The following is a 17352-nucleotide window of genomic DNA, read 5'->3' as shown; positions in this document are numbered from 1 at the left end:
CATCATGCCAACGGGTTTCCGCTTCGCTCATCTCTCCGACCCTCACCTGCCCTTGCCCTCCGGCTGGCCGGCCGGGCTGCGGGCGCTTGCCGGCAAGCGGTCGCTGGGGCTGCTGTCCTGGCGGCGCAAGCGGCAGGCGATCCACCGGCCGGAGATCCTGGCAGCGCTGATGGCCGACGTCGCCGCGCACGCCCCGGACCATGTCGCGGTGACGGGCGACCTGACCAACATCGCCCTGCCGGACGAGTTCGAGCAGGCGCGCTCCTGGCTGGCGCAGGCGGGGCCGCCGAACCGTGTCACCGTCGTGCCGGGCAACCACGACGCCACCGTCGCGGTGCTCTGGGAGTCCGGACTTGGCCGCTGGCAGCCGTGGATGAGCGGCGACGCGCCGGCCGAGGGATTTCCGTTCGTCCGTGTCCGGGGACCGGTCGCCTTCGTGGGAGTCTCCACGGCTGTGCCGAGCCCGCCGCTTCTGGCCATCGGCAGCGTTGGGGCCAGACAGGCGGCACGACTGGAGGCGATCCTCGCCGAGTTGGACCGGCGGGGGCTGTTCCGCGTCGTGCTCATGCACCATCCGCCGCTCCGGATCGGCCGGTCGGAACGCAAGGCGCTGACCGATCGCCGCCGCGTCCAGGACGTGCTGGCGCGGGCGGGCGCCGAGTTGGTGCTGCACGGGCATCACCATCGCGATCACATCGCCTCCCTGCCCGGCCCCGGCAACCCGATCCCGCTGTTCGGCGTGGCATCCGCCTCGGCGGCGCCAAGCGGGCGGGCGGACCCGGCCCGCTGGATCCAGTTCACGGTCGAACGGCGGGGTGACGGCGCTTGGCGCCTGTCGGCCCAGGTCCGTGGCTATGACGCTGGCGGCTTTCGCACCGAAGCACGCTATGCGATGGTTTGCGGACATCACGACGTGGCGGCCCGACCCTGAGGTGCCCCGACCTGCCCGGTGACGCGCCGTGCCAGGATCGCCTCGGCAAGGGCGAGGTCGTCCGGCCGGTCCACATCGACCGCCGCGTCGGCGAAGGGCATCTCGACCGCGGCAAGCCGCGTGCCGGTGCGCCGGCCGAGTGCCGCCAGTGCCGCCCCGAGCCTCAGGCGTCCCAGGACATAGGAGAGCAGCATGCCGGGACCAAGCAGCCCGATCATGCGCCAGGGCTTCTTGCGGTCCTGTTCGACCCGGCGCCAGAACGACACGACCGAGAGCGCGGTCTCCGTGCGCAGGACGAAAAGGTTGCAGCCGCTCCAGGCGCCGTCGCCAAAGCGCAGATAGGTGCGCCGGGTGTCGGGGTGGGCGGCGCGGATCGTCTCCGCCCGGGCGAGCCCGACGGCCGCATCGGCGTCGGGCGGTGCCTGGGTCCAGAAATGCTCGACCATCGCCGGCGTCAGCAGCGGGTGGTCGGCCGTGGTGACGAGGCAGGGGAAAGGGTCGGGAACCGCCTCCAGGGCGGCCAGCACGCTGCGGCTCGGCGAGGAGGCCGCCGGAACGACCTCCAGCGTGCCCCGCGCCAGGAAGCCGGCGAAGGCGGGATCCTCCAGCACGAGGCCGGGGCGTTCGATCACCACGGCCACGCGGCCGACGCGGGGGACGGCGGCCAGCGTCTCCAGGACGCGGACCAGCATGGGAACCCCCGCCACCGGGGCCAGCGCCTTATGGGACACACCGGCGGCGGCGGCCACCGGATCGGCCGCGCCGCGGCTGCCCGCCAGCACGATGGCGGTGAGATTCGCCGTGGGGGGGCGTTCGGTGGAGGGGACGCTGCTCACAGCGCCTTCCCATAGATGCGATAGGTCTTGTAGGGTCGCCCCCCGACGGCCTCGGCGATGCGGCGCATGGGCTGGTTGTCCTCCAGGATCCAGGACATCTCGATGCGGCGCAGGCCCAGCGCCGCCGCCTCGCGGCGGATCGCGGCCATGATCAGGAAGCCGAGCAGGCCGCCCAGCAGGCTGTCGGCGTAGCGGCGCCGCACCCCCATCAGCGGGACGCGGGCGCTGCGCACGCCGGACAGCTTCAGCCGCCACAACAGCTTGGCCCAGCCGAAGGGCAGAAGCCGGCCGTCGAGATCGCGGATCGCCTCGTTCAGGTTGGGCAGGCAGACTGCGAAGGCCGCCGGCTCCCCGTCCACCTCGGCGAACCAGACCAGCCGCTCGTCGATCAGCGGCTTCATCTGCCGGGCCATGTGGTCGACCTCGTCCGGGGTCAGCGGGACGAAGCCCCAGTTTCCGCTCCAGGCGTCGTTGAAGATGTCGGTCAGCCGGCCGACCTCGCGCCGGTAATCGGCCATGCGCAGCCGGCGGACACGCACGTTGGGCGGCAGCGGCCGCCCGAGGATCGCCGCCAAACCGGCAGGCAGGCCGGGATCGTCGCTGAGATAGGCGAGAACGTCCTTGGCCTTGGCGTAGCCGACGCGCTCCAGCAGCGGGCCGAGATAGGGGCGGTCATGCCCCATCATCAGCATCGGCGGCGTGTCGAATCCCTCGACCAGCAGTCCGGTCTCCTCGTTGATCGAGAGGTTGAAGGGGCCGAGGACGCGGTGGGCACCCCGCTCCCGCAGCCACCGCTCCGCCGTCGCGGCCAGGGCTCCGACGACGGCTTCGTCGTCCGTCGCGGCGAGCAGGCCGAAATGGCCGGTGCCAGCCTCCCCCAGACGGTCAATCTGCGCGCTGATCCGGCCGACGTCGCGGCCATGCCGCCGCGCGATCCAGAAAGCCGCGTCCGCGTGGCGGAAGAAGGGGTTGCCGGCCGCGGACAGAGCGGCGCGGCGCTCCATCAGCAGCGGGGGCACCCACAGGGGATCGTCGCGATGCAGCGCGAAGGGCACCCGGATGAATCGCTCCATGGCGGCGCGACCGGCGACCGGCACGATCTCGATGGCGGCCTCCGGCCCGGACTCCACGGCCGCAACCCGCCGGCCGGGAATGGACGATCGCGCAGCTCCCACGGGTTGGTCGAGCATCGCTCACTCCTCCAGCGAGACAAGAACGGCGGCGCCGATGACGGCGAACAGCACCAGCGGGAACCAGACCGCGACGGCGGGAGGGAGCGTGTTCGCCTCCCCCAGCGCCGACAGCAGTCCCTGGCAGAGCAGGAAGGCCAACCCGAGGAGAAGGCCGACGGCGAGCCCGGACCCGAACCGCCGGCTGCGGCGGATGCCGTGCAACGCCGGCTGGGCGAGCAGAAGCATGACGAAGGACGAGGCGGGCATGGAGAAGCTCTTCTGCATCTGTGTCTCGTAATAAGCGCGATGCCTGGTGCCGGACCACGCACCTTCCAGGATGGCCCGGATCCGCCGGAGCGGCAGGAACTGCGTGGGGTTGGCGGCGAAGGCGACATTGGCGGGGGACGGCCCGTCCGGCCAGGGCAGCGCATCGCGATGCTCCGTCCTCTGGATGCCGTTCCTCAGCGTCAGGACCTCGGCGTCGCGAAGCACCCAGCGACCGTCCTCCCATTCGGCGCTGCGCGCGACGGTGCGGCCGGTCGCCTGTCCTTCCTCGTCGCGCGGCACGATGGTCACGCCGGCGAGGCGGTGTCCGTTGTCCTCCACCGTCGTGATCGAGACGATGCCGCCACCGGCGAGCATCCACACCGGCTTGGCGGGGGCCTCGGTCCGCTCCCTGGGCGCCGGGCGCAGCGCCCACCAGTCCTGAAGGGCCAGCTCAGCCCGCGGCACCCCCTGGTCGAGCAGCAGGCCGTGCAGCAGGACGATGACGGTCACGGCGGGTACCAGCAGCCCGAGGAGCCGCCACGGCGAGGCGCCCACCGAGCGCAGGGCGACGATCTCGTTGCGCTGTGCGAGCGACAGGAAGACGGTGAGCGCGCCGATCAGCACCGCCAGCGGTACGAGCTGGTTCACGAACAGCGGCAGGCGCAGCCCGACATAGGTCAGCAGGTCGGCGGACCCCTGCCCGCGCTCCAGCACCGCGCTCATCTTGTCGAGGAGGTCGAGCAGTTGCAGCAGCGCGGCGAAGGCCAGCAGCACGGCCAGGAAACGCCCGACGAAGGCCTTGGAAACGTAGCGGACGAGCGTCACGTCGGCGCCCTCCTGGACCGGACGAGGCGGCGGACGAAGTGGCGGACCGGTCGGGCGAGGCTCTCGACGCCTTCGTAAAGCGCGTCGAACGGGTTGGCCCCGGCCCGGCGTTCCGTGTTCACGAAGAGGGCGCAGCAGCCGGCCGCGAAGACCGCGAAGGGCCCCCACAGGCCGAGCAGCGGATCGACCCGCCCGAGATGGGCCAGGCTTTCGCCGAACTGGACGGCGTGGTGGTAGAGCAGCAGGATGACCGCCGCCACGGCGATCCCCTGCCACCGGAAGCTCCGCTTCGCGGCCATCCCCATCGGAACGGCCAGCATGGGCAGCACGAGCAGGGAGGCCGAGCGGACCAGCCGTGCGTGGAACTCGGCCGTCAGCCGCGCCCGCGGAATCGTGGGTGGCGGATCGGTCCAGGCGTCGCGCAGTTCCGTCAGCGTCAGTTCGCGCTCGCTTTCGCCGCGCCCGCGGAACAGCGGCACTTCCAGGGTGAAGGGGCGGCCGAGCAGCAGCCGGTCGAACGCCAGAACCGCGTCGTGCCCGTCCGGGGTCCGGCGGATCTGTACGGCGTCCTGAAGCAGGATGGTCATACGGGTGCCGTCATCGTTCACCTGCAGGTCGCCGCTCCGCGCCGTGGTGGTGACCTCCCCCCCGCCCTCCTGCCGCTCGTGAACGAAGACGCGCTCCAGCCGCTGGCTGACGCTATCCAGCCGGTCGGCGTAGAGGGTGTAGCCGTCGTCCGCGTCGATGAAGGTGCCGGTCACGAGCGACGCGTCCCAAGGTGCGTTGGTCACGGCATGGAAGATCGCGCGGTAGGCGTAGCGGGAGTAGGGCTGGATATAGCCATGGAGGGCGATGCCGAACAGGGCCAGCAGCAACCCGAGCCCGAGCAGGGGCCGGGCGAAACGCCGGATCGACAGCCCGCAGCCGCGCAGCGCATCGAGTTCGCAGTCTTCGCTGAAGCGGGCCGTCACCAGGAAGATGCTGGTGAAGAAGGCGGCTGGCAGCGCCAGCCCCAGATAATGCGGCACCAGATTGACGGCCATGGTGAGGACCGGGCCGAACGGTTTGCCGTGCTGCGCCACCAGATCGAACAGGCGCAGGACCCGTTCGAGGACGAGCACCGCCAGCACGACGCCCAGCGAGACGCCGAGCGGCGTCGCCGTCTGGCGCAGGATGTACCGGTCGATCAGGCGCACGGGCGGCGAATCCTAGACGGCAAGACCGGTCCACCGCTCGCGCAGCGCCTGCACGATCCGGTCGAGCGTCGCGGGCGGCGGCTCGACGAAGTGGCCGAGGGCGGGCGGGCCGGGCCAGCCGCGATCCGGGAACTCCAGCCCATCGAAGCGGCGCGTCTCCCGATAGCGCGGGATGACGTGGAAATGGACGTCCGGGTCCACCATCATCAGCATCAAGTGGTTGATCTTCTCGTAGGACACGAAATCCCCCAGCACCGCCTCGGTGCCGGCGACGACCTCCCGCAGATCGGCGAATGCTGCGGCGCTCACCTGCCCGAAGGCCGTCGCCGGTTCCCGGCAGACCAGGACCAGCGCTCCCAGGGCGACCTGCCGCGGGCGGACGAGCACCGCCCAATGGGCGGTTTCCGCCACCAGAGTTCGCGGATGTCCGAATGTCCGCATCGTCGCGTTCGTCATGGCCTCTTTCCCTTCGACACCGTCACGGTCGTCGCGCGGTGCTCACGCCGACAGCCGCTGCTCCGCCGTGGGCAGCGCGAAGCGACCGGCCGCGATCCACCCCTCGATCAACCGCTGGGCGCAGGCGACGTCGGCGGGATAATCGACCTCACCCCACTGATGCCCTTCGATGGACACGGCCTCCACCACCCCGCCATCGGTCCGCGCCAGCCGGTCGACGGCAGACAGGTACCAGCGCGAGCGTCCGTCCGGCTCCCGGAGCACGGACTGGATCGAGTCGACGAATCGTGCCCCGCCGTCTCCGCGGAACAGCAGCATCCCAATGGACTCGCCGTCCACGCTGTCCGCCGAAAGGGTCTTGCCGATGGCACGCAGCCGATGGCCGGCGGCCAGGCTGACCTTCATGTCGTCAGCGTCGTAGCGCGGCTTGCGGTCGATGGTGACCGTCACCGGCGCGGTCGCCCGCGACAGCAGCGTGCCCAGCACGGCCGGCTCGAACAGCGTGTCGCCGTTGAGGATCAGGAAGTCGCCGGTCATCGCCGACTGGGCGACGAAGCAACTGCCGATGTTGTCGGCGACGCTGTAGAAGGGGTTGAACAGGGTGCGCACGTGCAGCCCCGGCAGGTCGAGCCGCTCCAGCTCCTCCTCAACCGCCGCCGCGGCAAAGCCAACGACGACCACCGCCTCGGTGACGCCCTGCATCGCCAGTGCGCGGAGCTGCCACTCCAGCAATGGACGGCCGGCGAAGGGCAGCAGGCATTTCGGCCGGGCCTCCGTCAACGGCAGAAGCCGCTTCCCCTGCCCGGCGCTGAGGACGATCGCCTTCACAGCGTGGTCTCCGCAACTGCAGCCGGGGCTACCGGAATGGGGGCGGCCGCCATGGAAGCCCGCCGGGGTCCGTCCCCCTGGGGCCGGAGCGGCTCGGCACGGCTGGCCGGCGCCGCGACGACGCCCAACTCGCGGCCGATGGCGGTGATGGCGGCGAGGGCGGCTCCGATTTGGGCCTCGCTGTGGGCGGCGCTGACGCTGGAGCGCAGCAGCGGCGCGTTGTCCGGCGTGGCCGGCGGCAGAGCGAGATTCAGGTAGACCCCCGCCTCCAGAAGTGCGTTCCAGAAGGCGATGGCGACCTCCGTCGAGGGCATGCGGATCGAGACGATCGGGCCGGCCTGCGGGCCGAGGACGAAGCCCTCGGCCCGCAGGCCGCGGTAGAAGCGCTCGGCGTTGCCGGTCAGACGGGCGCGCAGACCGGGCTCCTCCTGGATGCGGGCCAGCGCCCGCGTGACCGAGGCGATCACCGACGGCGGCAGCGACGCGGTGAACATGTATGGCCGGCAGGCGATGCGCAGCACGTCGAAGTCCGGCAGATCCGAGACGCAGAAGCCGCCGACCGCGCCGAGGCTCTTGCTGAAGGTGCCGACGATGAAGTCGACGTCCGCCTCCACTCCGGCCTGCTCGACCAAGCCGCGCCCGTTGCGGCCGAGCACGCCCAGCGAATGGGCCTCGTCGACCAGCAGATGGGCGCCCCATTCGCGCTTGACGGCGGCGATCTCCGCCAGTGGGGCGGTGTCGCCGAGCATGCTATAGATGCCCTCGACCACGATGAGGCGGTTGCCGGGCGCGCCCTTCAGCCGGTTCAGGCGGCGGGCCAGGTCGTCGGGGTCGTTGTGGCGGAAACGGATGACCTCGGCCTGGCCCAGCCGGCAGCCGTCGTAGATGCTGGCATGGCTGTCGGCGTCGATCAGGATGTGGTCGCCGCGCCCGGCAATGGTGGACAGGATGCCGAGGTTGGCCTGGTAGCCGGTGGAGAACAGCATCGCCGACCGGCAGCCGTAGAATTCCGCCAGCCGCCGCTCCAGCACCGCATGGTCGTCGTAGGTGCCATTGGCGATGCGCGAGCCGGTGGTGCCGGTGCCGCCCTGCCGCAGTGCCTCGACGGCGCTCTCGATGCACTCTCCGTCGAAGGTCAGGCCGAGGTAGTTGTTGGTGCCGAGCAGGATGACCCGCCGCCCCTTCAGCGTCGCCTCGCTCGGCGACAGCACCGCGTCGAAGCACACGGTGAAGGGATCCTGGCCGGCAGCCCGAACGGCATCGTAGGCTCCCTGGAGGGGCTGGAACTTATCGAGAATGGTCATTCAGGTCAGCGTCCCTTGAGATCCGCGATGGCGACGGCCAGATCGCCGATGGTTTGAATCCCGGCCAGCCTGTCCATGGGAATGGAGACGTCGAACCGATCTTCGAGCTGCATGACGAAGTTCATGACGGCAAGGGAGTCGAGGCCGAGGTCGCGCGCGATGTTCGTCCCGGCGTCCACCTCCCGAGGGGCCTGCGGCAAGGCCGTGACCATACCGACGATGACGTCAACGATGTCGCTAGTTCTGATCATTGGGCATGCACCGGTTGTTGGTCGAGTGCGGCGGCCCCGGACCGCCTCGCGCGGCCGGGACGGGGTTCCTTGGGAAGCGCCGGGAAGGGGGCCGGAATCATCGCAGCCACCCGGCGTCGCGATACCAGCGGACCGTGCCGGCGAACCCCTCCGGCAAGGGGATGCGCGGCGTCCAGACCGCCGGCGGGGGCTGGCGGTCGTTGGCCGAGGACCAGTCCGGATGCAGCATCTCCCGCAGCTTGCCCGGCGTCAGGATCGACGCGCGGCCGGCAAGCCGCCCTGCCAGACCCGCTGCCGAGCCGGCCAGCCGGACCAGCGGCGTCGGAAGGCGGACGATCCATGGCGCCCCGCCAACCGCCCGCACCGCCTCGTCTAGGACGGTACGCCAGGAATAGCCGTCACGCCGCGCGTCGCTGAGCTCGAAGATGCGGCTTGGTGGGCCGTCGGCGCACAGCGCGGCGACCGCTGCCGCCGCGTCCTCCGCGTGGATGAGGCAGACGCGGGCGTCCGGCCCGTGGAGCAGCGGCAGCACGGGACCGCTGGCTCCGCGGAACACGGCCAGGGTCTCCGCGTCCCGTGGCCCATAGACGGCGGACGGGCGGACGATCACCCAGGGCGCGCTTCCGCAATTCGCGCGGATGGCGTTCTCGCCGGCGCGCTTGCTTGCGGCATAGTCGGACAGGTCCGGCTCCCGCGCCGCCAGCGAGGAGACATGGACCAGCCGTGCGGCGGGAGCCGCCGCCGCCACCGCCGCCGCGAGGCGGCTGGCGCCGTCGCGGTTGACCGTCAGGAAGTCGGCCGGCGCGCGTGCCTTGATCAGGCCCGCCAGATGCACCACGGCGTCGGCACCGCGCACCAGGCGACGGAGCGCCCCGCCGTCCGCGAGATCGCCGAACGCCAGTTCCAGCTCCTGGTCGGGGCATGGCCAATGCCCGGCGCTGCGCCGGACGAGCAGGCGGACGCGCCATCCCCTTCGGGCCAGGGCGGCGACAACCGCGTGCCCCAGGAAGCCGGTGCCGCCGGTGACCGCTGCGATGCGCATCAAAGTCCGTCTCCGAACGCTCCGGCGAGGAAGAGTTGGCGGGCCCGGCTGCGGCTGAGCTTGCCGGACGAGGTCTGCGGCAGGCTGTGCGACGGAACCAGCAGCACCTGCGCTTCGGCGCCATGTTCCGCGCGCAGGGTGCCGGCGACGGTGGACTTCAGCGCCCGCCGCGCGTCCGGGTCGGACGTGCGGCAGTGAACGAGCAGGACGATGCGCTCCGCCTCGTCCTGCTCGATGGCGAAGGCGGCGACGTCGCCGCTGCGCAGTCCGCCCGCGCGCTCCACGCTCCATTCGAGATCCTGGGGCCAGATGTTGCGGCCGTTGATGAGGATGAGATCCTTGGCGCGCCCGGTGATCACCAGTGCTCCACCGACCCGGTAGCCGAGGTCGCCGGTGTCGAGCCATCCGTCGGCCGACAGGACCCGCGCGGTTTCCTCGGGCTGGTCGAAATAGCCGTGCATCAGGCTCGGGCCACGGACGAAGAGGCGGCCCAGGCGGCGCTCTCCGAGGGGCGCTCCGCCGGGATCCCGGACCTCGACCTCGTGGCCCGCCAAGGGCGGCCCGCACAGGACGAAGTCGCGCGTCCGTCCTCCGGCCGCCCGCGGCGCCGCGGCGAGTCCGTCGCCCTCCAGCACGTCCAGATCCACCCGGTCCACCTCCACTCCCGTCCGCAGGGGAGCGAAGCTCACCGCCAGGGTGGTTTCGGCCATCCCGTAGCTTGGGACGAAGGCGCGCGGATCGAAGCCGCAGGGGGCGAAGCTCCGGGCGAATCCGGCGAGGACTTGCGGACGGATCATGTCGCCGCCGATCCCGGCGGCGCGCCACGACGAGAGGTCAAGCCCCTCCGGGACGGTCGCTGCCGCGCGCTTGGCGCACAGTTCGTAGCCGAAGCTCGGGCTGTAGGAGAGCGTGCCGCGGTTGCGGGCGATCAGCGACAGCCAGGTCAACGGCCGCCGGGCAAACTCGCCGGTCGGCAGGTAATCGACGGAGATCTGGGCGGCGAGCGGAGCGAGCAGGAAACCGACCAGCCCCATGTCGTGGTAGAAGGGCAGCCACGAGACGCCGCGGTCGCCCTCGACGATCTGCAGGCCATGCCTCACGATCGCGCGCGCATTTTCCATCAGCGCGCGATGGGTGACCGTGATGCCCGAGGGAAAGCGGGTGCTGCCCGACGAGAATTGCAGATAGGCGACGTCGTCCTGGCCGATGGCCGGCAGCGCGTCGGCGGTTTCCATGTGCCCGTCAAGCGCGCCGAAGCCGCCGGCGACGCGCAGCGGCAGCCCTTCGGCCGCTTCCAACGCCCAGTCCGCCAGGAACGCCGGGGCGAACAACCCGGACACCCGCGCCGCGCCCAGCATGCGGCGGATGTGGCCGACATAGCCCTGGCGCCCGCCGAAGGCCATCGGCAGCGGCAGCGGCAGCGGCGCGATGCCGGCGTAGAGGCAGGCAAAGAAGAAGCGCACGAAATCGCCGCCGGTTTCGGCGACGAGCGCGATCCGTTCCTCGCCCGGCACGAAGCCGGCCGCCAGCAGGCGGCGGGCCAGTGATCGGGCTTGGTCGCGCAGGTCCCGATAGCGCAGGCTTTCCAGGAGCTGGCCGTTGCCCGAATAGAAGTTGAGGCCGCGTTCGCTTCCCGACGCATAGTCCAGCGCCTCGGTCAACGTTGCGAAGTCCGCCTTGCGCAGAGGCATAGGACAGATGGATGGCGTCGGGGACGGCATCGTCACGATCCTCAACCCAGCTTCTGGCGGAGGGCCTGGCGCAGCCCGTCGACCTTGCCGCCGTTCTGCTGGATGGCCGAGCCGAATTCCCGGCGCTGGGTGATCCCCATGCTGATGCCCTCGACCATCACATCGATGATCCTGTACCGGCCCTGCTGCCGCCGGTTCCGATAGTCCGCCTGCAGTTGCTCCGTCGCCGCGTTCCGGTAACGGCCCAGCACCCAGCGCCCGATGTAGAGGATGTCGAAGCCCTTGTGCAGCAGTGCCTGGTAGCGTTCGAGCATCTGTTCGCGCGTCCGGCCCTTGGCGGAAAATGTCCGGGTGGCTTCATCGCCCAACCCTTGAATGAACGCACCGGCGCCCACGTCGCCACTCTGCGCTACGGCCGGAGCGGATGCCCGGACAACCGCCCCGAACAACGCGGCGGAGATTAGGAACTGGCAGCGTATCAACATTACAAATTCTTTCCGCTCTTGCAGAATCGCAAGAGCCGATGTCAGGCGCTGTGACGGATCCGTCGCTTTCCTGCGGGATGGGCTGGCTGCACGCCCAGCGTTTCTGGCTGCCCCCGATCAGGCGACGCGGATCTCCATTGCGTGCTCGGCTCGTCCGAATGTATCGTTCTGATTACCGTAACGTAACGGACGTTACACCGCAAGGGGCAGCGATCCCGCTACGGACAGGTCTCATGGCTTCCGATTTTCCGAAAGCGTCGCCGGCGCCGCACCGCATTCCATGGAACGGCGACGGACGGCTGAAAAAGGTCTTTGCCAACGCCGGCATCCTGCTGGGCGGCAAGGGCCTCAATGCCCTTTTCAGCCTCGGCGCCATTGCCGTGGCGGCGCGCGGGCTCGGCACGGAACAGTTCGGCACGCTGGTCCTGATCCACAGCTTCACCCAGGCGATGGGGGAGATTGCCAAGTTCCAGTCCTGGCAGGCGGTGCTGCGCTACGGCACCCCGGCGGTGCGGGAGGGGCGGCTGACGGACTTCCAGCGCCTCCTGCGCTTCACCGTCGCGCTGGACGGGCTCAGTGCCGTCGTCGGGATGCTCCTGTCGCTGGCCCTGGTCTGGCTGGCCGGCTCCTGGTTCGGGTGGCCGGCGGACCGGCAGTCGACCGTCATCCTCTATGCAACCTCCATGCTGTTCATGGTGACGGCCACCCCTACGGGCGTGCTGCGTCTGGTGGACCGCTTCGACCTCCTGTCCATGCAGGGCAGCCTGGGCAATCTGGTGCGGCTGCTGGCCGGCGCGCTGGTCTGGCTGGCCGGCGGCGGGCTGGAGTGGTTCCTGGCCGTGTGGTACCTGGGCACGGCGGCGGCGGGGCTCCACCTGTTCCATGTCGGTCGGCGGGAGTTGAAGAGGCGCGGCCTGCTGGACGGATACCGCTGGCGCGGCGGCGCGTGGACGGCAGGGTTTCCCGGCATCTGGGGCTTCGTCTGGTCCACCAACCTCGGCATCACGCTCGAACTGGTCTTCACCCACATCAGCACGCTGGTCGTGGGCGGGCTGCTGGGAGCAGCCGACGCGGCGCTGTTTCGGGTGGCCCGGCAGATCGGGGAGGCGCTGACCAAGCCGGCGAAGCTGCTGGTTCCGGCCATCTATCCGGAGTTGGCGAGGTTGTGTGCGGACGGCGAGCACCATGTTATGCGCGCCCTGATCCAGCGCTCCGCCCTGATTGCCGGGGTGGGAGGCGTCCTGAGCCTTGTTTTGGCCTGGGGCGGCGGTGACTGGCTGCTCGGAGCGGTGCTCGGGCCGGATTTCGTGGCGGCCTACCCGGTCATGCTGTGGCTCGTCGCGGCGGCCGCGGTTTCCGTCGCAGCCTTTCCGCTGGAGCCGGTCCTGATCAGCGGCGGGGAGGCTGGCGCTGCGCTGCACGCCCGGCTGTGGAGCGCGGCGCTCTACCTGCCGGTGCTCCTGCTGTCAGTCCAGCATTGGGGGCTGGTCGGGGCAGGCTGGGCGCGGCTGTTCGCCGCGGCGCTGACCGGCGTCGCGTTCCTCATTCCGGTCCTGCGCTGGTTCCGCGCGCGGACCGCCTGACCGGACGCCGGGACGGGGGTGGAGAAGGATATGGAATGCACGAGAGGCCGGGAACCGTGAACGTCTGCTTTCTCTACAACGCCCAGCACCACCAGATTCTGCACAGCCTGCCGATCGCCTTCGAGCTGTCCACGATGCCGGGGTTTGCCGTGGAAATCGTCGCCTCGACGCCGGGGCACCTCGACTTCGTCCGCGACCTCCAGCGCCTCTACCCGGACGCGCGGGTGAGCCACCGCCTGCTGGCGCAGCCCTGGCCGGTCCGGCTGTACGACCGGTTCCGCCGGAGCGGTCTGCCCCCCAAGCTGCCGGCCCTTTGGCACAACCGGGCGCTGTTCGACGGCTACGACGCCATCGTCGTGCCCGAGAGGACCAGCATCGCCCTGAAGGGGTTCGGCGTCCACCGGCCCAAATTCGTCCACACCTCCCATGGCGCGGGGGACCGGGCGGCGACGGTGGACCGGCGCATCGCCCGGTTCGACTTCGCCCTCGTTCCGAGCCCGAAGACGGCCGATTGGCTGCTGGAGGGTGGGTTGATCCGTTCCGGCCATCACGCGGTCGGCTCCTATACCAAGCTCGACATCGTCGAGCGCCTGCAACGGACGAACCGGCCGCTGTTCGCAAACGGCCGCCCGACGGTCCTCTACAACCCCCATTTCCGCCCAAAGCTGTCGTCGTGGCGCCGGTTCGGTTTCGCGCTGCTCGATTTCTTCGCGGCCAGCGACCGCTACAACCTGATCTTCGCCCCCCACGTCCGCCTGTTCCCGCCTCCGGCGAACCGCGCGCAGGCGGATCTTTCCAGATACAAGGGGCTGCCGAACATCATCATCGATCTCGGCAGCGAGCGCAGCATCGACATGACCTACACCCTCGGCGCCGATGTCTACATCGGCGACGTGTCGAGCCAAGTCTACGAGTTCCTGCTGCCATCGCCGCGCCCGTGCCTGTTCCTCGACGCTCATGGGGCGGCATGGCGCGACAACCCGCGCTATCTCTTCTGGACGCTCGGGCCGGTCCTGTCGGACCTGGCCGGCTTATCCACCGCCCTGGAGGCTCTGGTGGCGGATCCGTCTCCCTGGCGCGAGGTCCAGGAAAAGGCCGTGGCGAGGACCTTCGACCTCTCACATTCCCGCCCCGGCCTCCACAACGCCCGGCTGCTGGCCGACTGGCTGCGGGTCAACGCCGGGGACGGGCCGGACCACGCCAAACCGTCGCGATTCGCGACGACTGGAGACTAGCGTGATGCGATTGAGGCTTTTCCTGCTTGGGGTTCTGGTGCTTTCTGCCGGGCTTGGAACCACCTCGGCCGGGCCGGCGTCCGCCGGACAGCCAGACTTCACCGGAGAAGGGGCATCATGCTCCAGCGGCGCGAACCCGGTTCGCCTGCATGTGGCGGTTTCCGGGCTGCGCAGTTCCGACGGGATGCTGACGCTCACGGTGTACGGCGACAATCCCGCTGATTTCCTGGCGTCGGGCAAGAAGCTGGCACGCGTGCGCGTCGCCGCCACGCTTGGCACGACCAACCTGTGCATCGCGGTGCCGTTGCGCCGGTCCTACGCCATCGCCCTCTATCACGACGAGGATGGCGACCGCCGCTTCACGCGCAACGCCATCGGCTACCCTGTCGAAGGTTACGGCGTTTCCAACGACGCCGCGACGATGATGGGCATCCCGAGCTATGAGTCCGCAAGATTCATCGCCCAGCCCGGCGACAACCGCCTGTCCATCGCCATGCGGTATTAAGGTGTGGAGTTGCCCCGGCTCGGTGGAGACGGGTTTACGGAGATCTTAGCTCGGCTTGTTCGGGGGTGATGTATCCGATCGCCGAATGGGCGCGTTGGCGATTGTAATAGGTCTCGATGTAGGCAGAGACCTCCCGGCGCGCTTGGTCGCGGGTTTCGGACCGAGTACGGTGGACCAACTCGACCTTGAGTGTGTGGAAGAAGCTCTCGATGGCAGCATCGTCGTGGCAGCAGCGCTTGCGCGACATGGACTGCCGCATCCCGGCCGCCCGCAACAGATCCCGGTAATCCAGGGACGCCTACTGGGCGGATTCAAGCGGTCGGAGTGATGGATGAGGCCGCTGCCCTTGATCGGCCGACGGTCGTGGAGCGCCTGCTCCAGAGCATCCAGCACGAAGGCGGCGTGGGCTGCGCTGGACACCCGCCAGCCCACGATGCGGCGGGCGAAGGCGTCGATGACGAAGGCCACGGGGAGTGTCGGGAATTTCGTGCTCGGCGGGGCGGATTGAGTATCAGGCGTTCATAGCCTTTGCGAACCGCTCACCGAAGATGACGGCCATCTGTGCCTTGGCGGCCGTCCATTCTCGCGGCGGCATCTTCCAATCTTTCTCGGCGCGGTTCAAGACGAGAAACAGGAGCTTCAGCGCGGCCTCGTCATTGGGGAAATGCCCCCTGGCCCGCACCGCCCGTCGCAGCTTGGAATTCAAGGCTTCGATGGCGTTGGTGGTGTAGAGGATGCGCCGGACCTCGCGGGGGAAGGCGAAAAAGGGAATGACCTCCTGCCACGCCCGCCACCACGCCTTGCCGATGGCTGCATACTTTTCGCCCCAGGGTCCGTCTTCGAAGGCAGTCAGAGCCGCCTCGGCGGCCTTGTCGTCGACGGCGTCGTAGACCGTCTTCAGCGCGGCGGCGATGGCCTTGCGGTCCTTCCAGGACGCGAACTCCATGCTGTGGCGCAACAGATGAACGATGCAGGTCTGGACGATCGTCTCGGGATAGGCAGCGGCGATCGCCTCGGGGAAACCCTTCAGCCCGTCGACCACGGCCAGCAGGATGTCCTCCACGCCGCGGTTCTTCAGTTCGTTCAGGACACGCAGCCAGAACTTGGCGCCTTCATTCTGCTCGATCCACAGGCCCAGCACCTCCTTGGCGCCATCGGCCCGCACGCCGATGGCCACATGGATCGCCTTGTTGCGCACCAAGCCTTCGTCCCGGATCTTGACCCGGATGGCATCCAGGAACACCAGGGGATAGATCGTCTCCAAGGGCCGGTTCTGCCACGTCGTCACTTCCTCGATCACCGCGTCCGTCACCGTGGAGATCAGGTCGGCCGACACCTCGATGCCGTAGAGCTCCCGCAGGTGCCCGGTGATCTCCCGCGTCGACATGCCCCGCGCGTGCATCGACACGATTTTTTCGTCGAAGCCAGGGAATCGCCGCTGGTATTTGCCGATCAGCGCCGGATCGAATGTTCCCGCCCGATCACGCGGGATCGACAAGTCCATCGACCCGCCCTGGGTCAGAACCGTCTTGCGGCCGTAGCCGTTGCGACGGTTGCCGCTCTCGTCACCGGCCAGATGATGATCCAGCTCCGCTTTCAGCGCCCGTTCCGTCAGGGCTTTCTTCAGCTGGTCGAGCAAGCCGTTCTGGTCGAACGCCGTCTTGGCATCCGCCCCCGCCAGAAGCTGGTCGAGGATCGCGTCGGGGATCATCGGGTCTTTGCGTCGGGACATATTGGGTCTCCTTCTGCTTCAGGATAACCCCGCCGAGCACGAAATTCCCGACACTCCCCGTAATATGCTTGAATCGGAGAGCCTGTTCCCATCGCAAGGCCGATAAAATCAAGTGTTTCGAAGACGGCCGCATCCCTGCCGGCAACTATGGGAGGCGGAGCAAGGCGGAAACCGCGATGGCGCGCTACAAGCGCATCCTTGGTAGCCAGCTTCGTGCCCGCACGCTGCTTGGCCAGCAAGCCGAGGCCCACCATCGGCGTCACCATCCTGAATCGGATGATCGATCAAGCGCGCCCGAACTCCGTCGCCCCACCTGAACCAAGGTCGCGAAGAGGCCCAGTGCGCCCTCGCTGCCATCCGTGCACCAAAGCCACCCCGCGGCATAGGATTGGGATTGCTGCAGACAGACCGTGCTGTCCAGGGCTGGGCCAGCGTGAAGGTTTTTTAAGACAACGTTCGATTCTTGAAGTTTTTTGTAGGATCGTGAAGATTTCCGCAGGCGGCCGGCCGGTCGCGAAGCCTTTTGCGATCCCAGGAACCTAGCATGCTAGACACCTTGCGCGAAGGCGAGCGCTACACCGGGCTCATGGGGCTCCGAATCCGGGTTAACGGATTTTAACGGCAAGGATAGCGTCGAGGTAATCGGTGTCCCAGCCGGCCAGATTCCGTCGGAGCTTGATGCTGGTGGGTCTTGGTGTGGCGGCCGGCTTTTTGGTGGCACGCCGTAACCCGGAGCGTGGCCGGGTGGGTTCGGCGGCCTTGCGGACGAGGTTGATGGCGAAGTGGCGGACGATGGCCACGCACGGCTTCGGCCGCCGCCTGGGCGGCGAGCGGGGCGGAGGTGATGTAATAGAGCGTATCGGTGCGGCAGCGATCCTTCAGCTCGACGTTGCCGACCACCCGAACGATGGCGGCGACCGCGGGCAGGCGGACTTCGCCGGGAAAGCGCCGTGCGCCGCTCAGCCAATCGACCTCGCGCGCGACCGTGACCGTGCGCTGCTCGATCCGGCCAT

General features: G+C 69.2%; 17 protein-coding genes and 2 pseudogenes. 4 read left to right on the top strand and 15 right to left on the bottom strand.

The genetic code is table 11. From position 1 onward, the window contains the following. Nucleotides 1-4: 4 nt before the first annotated feature. Nucleotides 5-931, top strand: a complete 927-nt coding sequence (locus JHL17_RS35310) for a metallophosphoesterase family protein (protein ID WP_200199340.1) — start codon at nucleotides 5-7, stop codon at nucleotides 929-931. On the opposite strand, the gene JHL17_RS35305 is transcribed toward JHL17_RS35310, so the two are convergent. From JHL17_RS35305 to JHL17_RS37490, 11 genes are all read right to left on the bottom strand, one after another. Next, complete coding sequence (locus tag JHL17_RS35305) at nucleotides 907-1767, bottom strand: NTP transferase domain-containing protein (RefSeq protein ID WP_200199339.1); 861 nt, start codon at nucleotides 1765-1767, stop codon at nucleotides 907-909. The genes JHL17_RS35310 and JHL17_RS35305 overlap by 25 nt on opposite strands. Continuing rightward, nucleotides 1764-2957 carry a GNAT family N-acetyltransferase gene (locus JHL17_RS35300; protein ID WP_247894048.1) on the bottom strand — a complete coding sequence of 398 codons (1194 nt, stop codon included), beginning with the start codon at nucleotides 2955-2957 and terminating at the stop codon, nucleotides 1764-1766. Before JHL17_RS35300 ends, JHL17_RS35305 begins: the two co-directional genes overlap by 4 nt. A gap of 3 nt (nucleotides 2958-2960) precedes the next feature. Continuing rightward, nucleotides 2961-4031 carry an LPS export ABC transporter permease LptG gene (lptG, locus tag JHL17_RS35295; RefSeq protein ID WP_200199338.1) on the bottom strand — a complete coding sequence of 357 codons (1071 nt, stop codon included), beginning with the start codon at nucleotides 4029-4031 and terminating at the stop codon, nucleotides 2961-2963. Beyond that, nucleotides 4028-5227, bottom strand: coding sequence for an LptF/LptG family permease (locus JHL17_RS35290; RefSeq protein ID WP_200199337.1), 1200 nt, complete (start codon nucleotides 5225-5227; stop codon nucleotides 4028-4030). The genes lptG and JHL17_RS35290 overlap by 4 nt, the downstream gene beginning before the upstream one ends. A 12-nt stretch (nucleotides 5228-5239) precedes the next feature. Beyond that, nucleotides 5240-5683: an HIT family protein gene (locus JHL17_RS35285; RefSeq protein ID WP_200199336.1), complete on the bottom strand. Its 444-nt coding sequence runs from the start codon at nucleotides 5681-5683 to the stop codon at nucleotides 5240-5242. Between the two features lie 42 nt (nucleotides 5684-5725). Then, on the bottom strand, nucleotides 5726-6511 hold the full coding sequence (locus tag JHL17_RS35280) for an NTP transferase domain-containing protein (protein WP_200199335.1): 786 nt from the start codon (nucleotides 6509-6511) through the stop codon (nucleotides 5726-5728). After that, a complete protein-coding gene (spt, locus tag JHL17_RS35275; protein ID WP_200199334.1) occupies nucleotides 6508-7815 on the bottom strand; it encodes a serine palmitoyltransferase in 1308 nt (435 codons plus the stop codon). Before spt ends, JHL17_RS35280 begins: the two co-directional genes overlap by 4 nt. A 5-nt stretch (nucleotides 7816-7820) precedes the next feature. After that, a complete protein-coding gene (locus tag JHL17_RS35270) occupies nucleotides 7821-8066 on the bottom strand; it encodes an acyl carrier protein (RefSeq protein WP_200199333.1) in 246 nt (81 codons plus the stop codon). A 97-nt stretch (nucleotides 8067-8163) separates the two neighbouring features. Beyond that, on the bottom strand, nucleotides 8164-9108 hold the full coding sequence (locus JHL17_RS35265) for an NAD-dependent epimerase/dehydratase family protein (RefSeq protein ID WP_200199332.1): 945 nt from the start codon (nucleotides 9106-9108) through the stop codon (nucleotides 8164-8166). Then, nucleotides 9108-10829, bottom strand: a complete 1722-nt coding sequence (locus tag JHL17_RS35260; protein WP_200199331.1) for a fatty acyl-AMP ligase — start codon at nucleotides 10827-10829, stop codon at nucleotides 9108-9110. The genes JHL17_RS35265 and JHL17_RS35260 overlap by 1 nt, the downstream gene beginning before the upstream one ends. A gap of 11 nt (nucleotides 10830-10840) precedes the next feature. Continuing rightward, nucleotides 10841-11113: an ABC transporter substrate-binding protein gene (locus JHL17_RS37490; protein WP_247894047.1), complete on the bottom strand. Its 273-nt coding sequence runs from the start codon at nucleotides 11111-11113 to the stop codon at nucleotides 10841-10843. Nucleotides 11114-11517: 404 nt separating this feature from the next. Here JHL17_RS37490 and JHL17_RS35250 point away from each other — a divergent pair, with 404 nt between their 5' ends. Genes JHL17_RS35250 through JHL17_RS35240 form a run of 3 tightly spaced genes read left to right on the top strand, consistent with a single transcriptional unit; the run spans nucleotide 11518 to nucleotide 14607 of the window. After that, a complete protein-coding gene (locus JHL17_RS35250; protein ID WP_200199329.1) occupies nucleotides 11518-12867 on the top strand; it encodes a lipopolysaccharide biosynthesis protein in 1350 nt (449 codons plus the stop codon). 35 nt (nucleotides 12868-12902) lie between these two features. Continuing rightward, a complete protein-coding gene (locus tag JHL17_RS35245; RefSeq protein WP_200199328.1) occupies nucleotides 12903-14102 on the top strand; it encodes a sensor domain-containing protein in 1200 nt (399 codons plus the stop codon). 4 nt (nucleotides 14103-14106) lie between these two features. Beyond that, nucleotides 14107-14607, top strand: coding sequence for a DUF2141 domain-containing protein (locus JHL17_RS35240; protein WP_200199327.1), 501 nt, complete (start codon nucleotides 14107-14109; stop codon nucleotides 14605-14607). 34 nt (nucleotides 14608-14641) lie between these two features. Here JHL17_RS35240 and JHL17_RS38075 read toward each other — a convergent pair whose 3' ends face one another. The 4 genes and pseudogenes from JHL17_RS38075 to JHL17_RS35225 form a co-directional block, all read right to left on the bottom strand. After that, nucleotides 14642-14866: an integrase core domain-containing protein gene (locus tag JHL17_RS38075; RefSeq protein WP_425599675.1), complete on the bottom strand. Its 225-nt coding sequence runs from the start codon at nucleotides 14864-14866 to the stop codon at nucleotides 14642-14644. Between the two features lie 52 nt (nucleotides 14867-14918). Beyond that, nucleotides 14919-15075: pseudogene (locus JHL17_RS38070) on the bottom strand (DDE-type integrase/transposase/recombinase); the annotation flags it as partial. A 43-nt stretch (nucleotides 15076-15118) separates the two neighbouring features. Further along, the gene (locus tag JHL17_RS35230; RefSeq protein ID WP_200199325.1) at nucleotides 15119-16339 is read right to left on the bottom strand and encodes an IS256 family transposase; all 1221 of its coding nucleotides are present in this window, start codon (nucleotides 16337-16339) and stop codon (nucleotides 15119-15121) included. Nucleotides 16340-16944: 605 nt separating this feature from the next. Continuing rightward, a pseudogene (locus tag JHL17_RS35225) lies at nucleotides 16945-17352 on the bottom strand (ISAs1 family transposase); the annotation flags it as partial.

The sequence above is a fragment of the Azospirillum endophyticum genome (assembly GCF_016595245.1).
Classification (GTDB): Bacteria; Pseudomonadota; Alphaproteobacteria; order Azospirillales; family Azospirillaceae; genus Azospirillum; species Azospirillum endophyticum.
The sequence above is the reverse complement of the archived record's forward strand: the minus strand, read 5'-3'. Positions and strand labels throughout refer to the sequence as shown.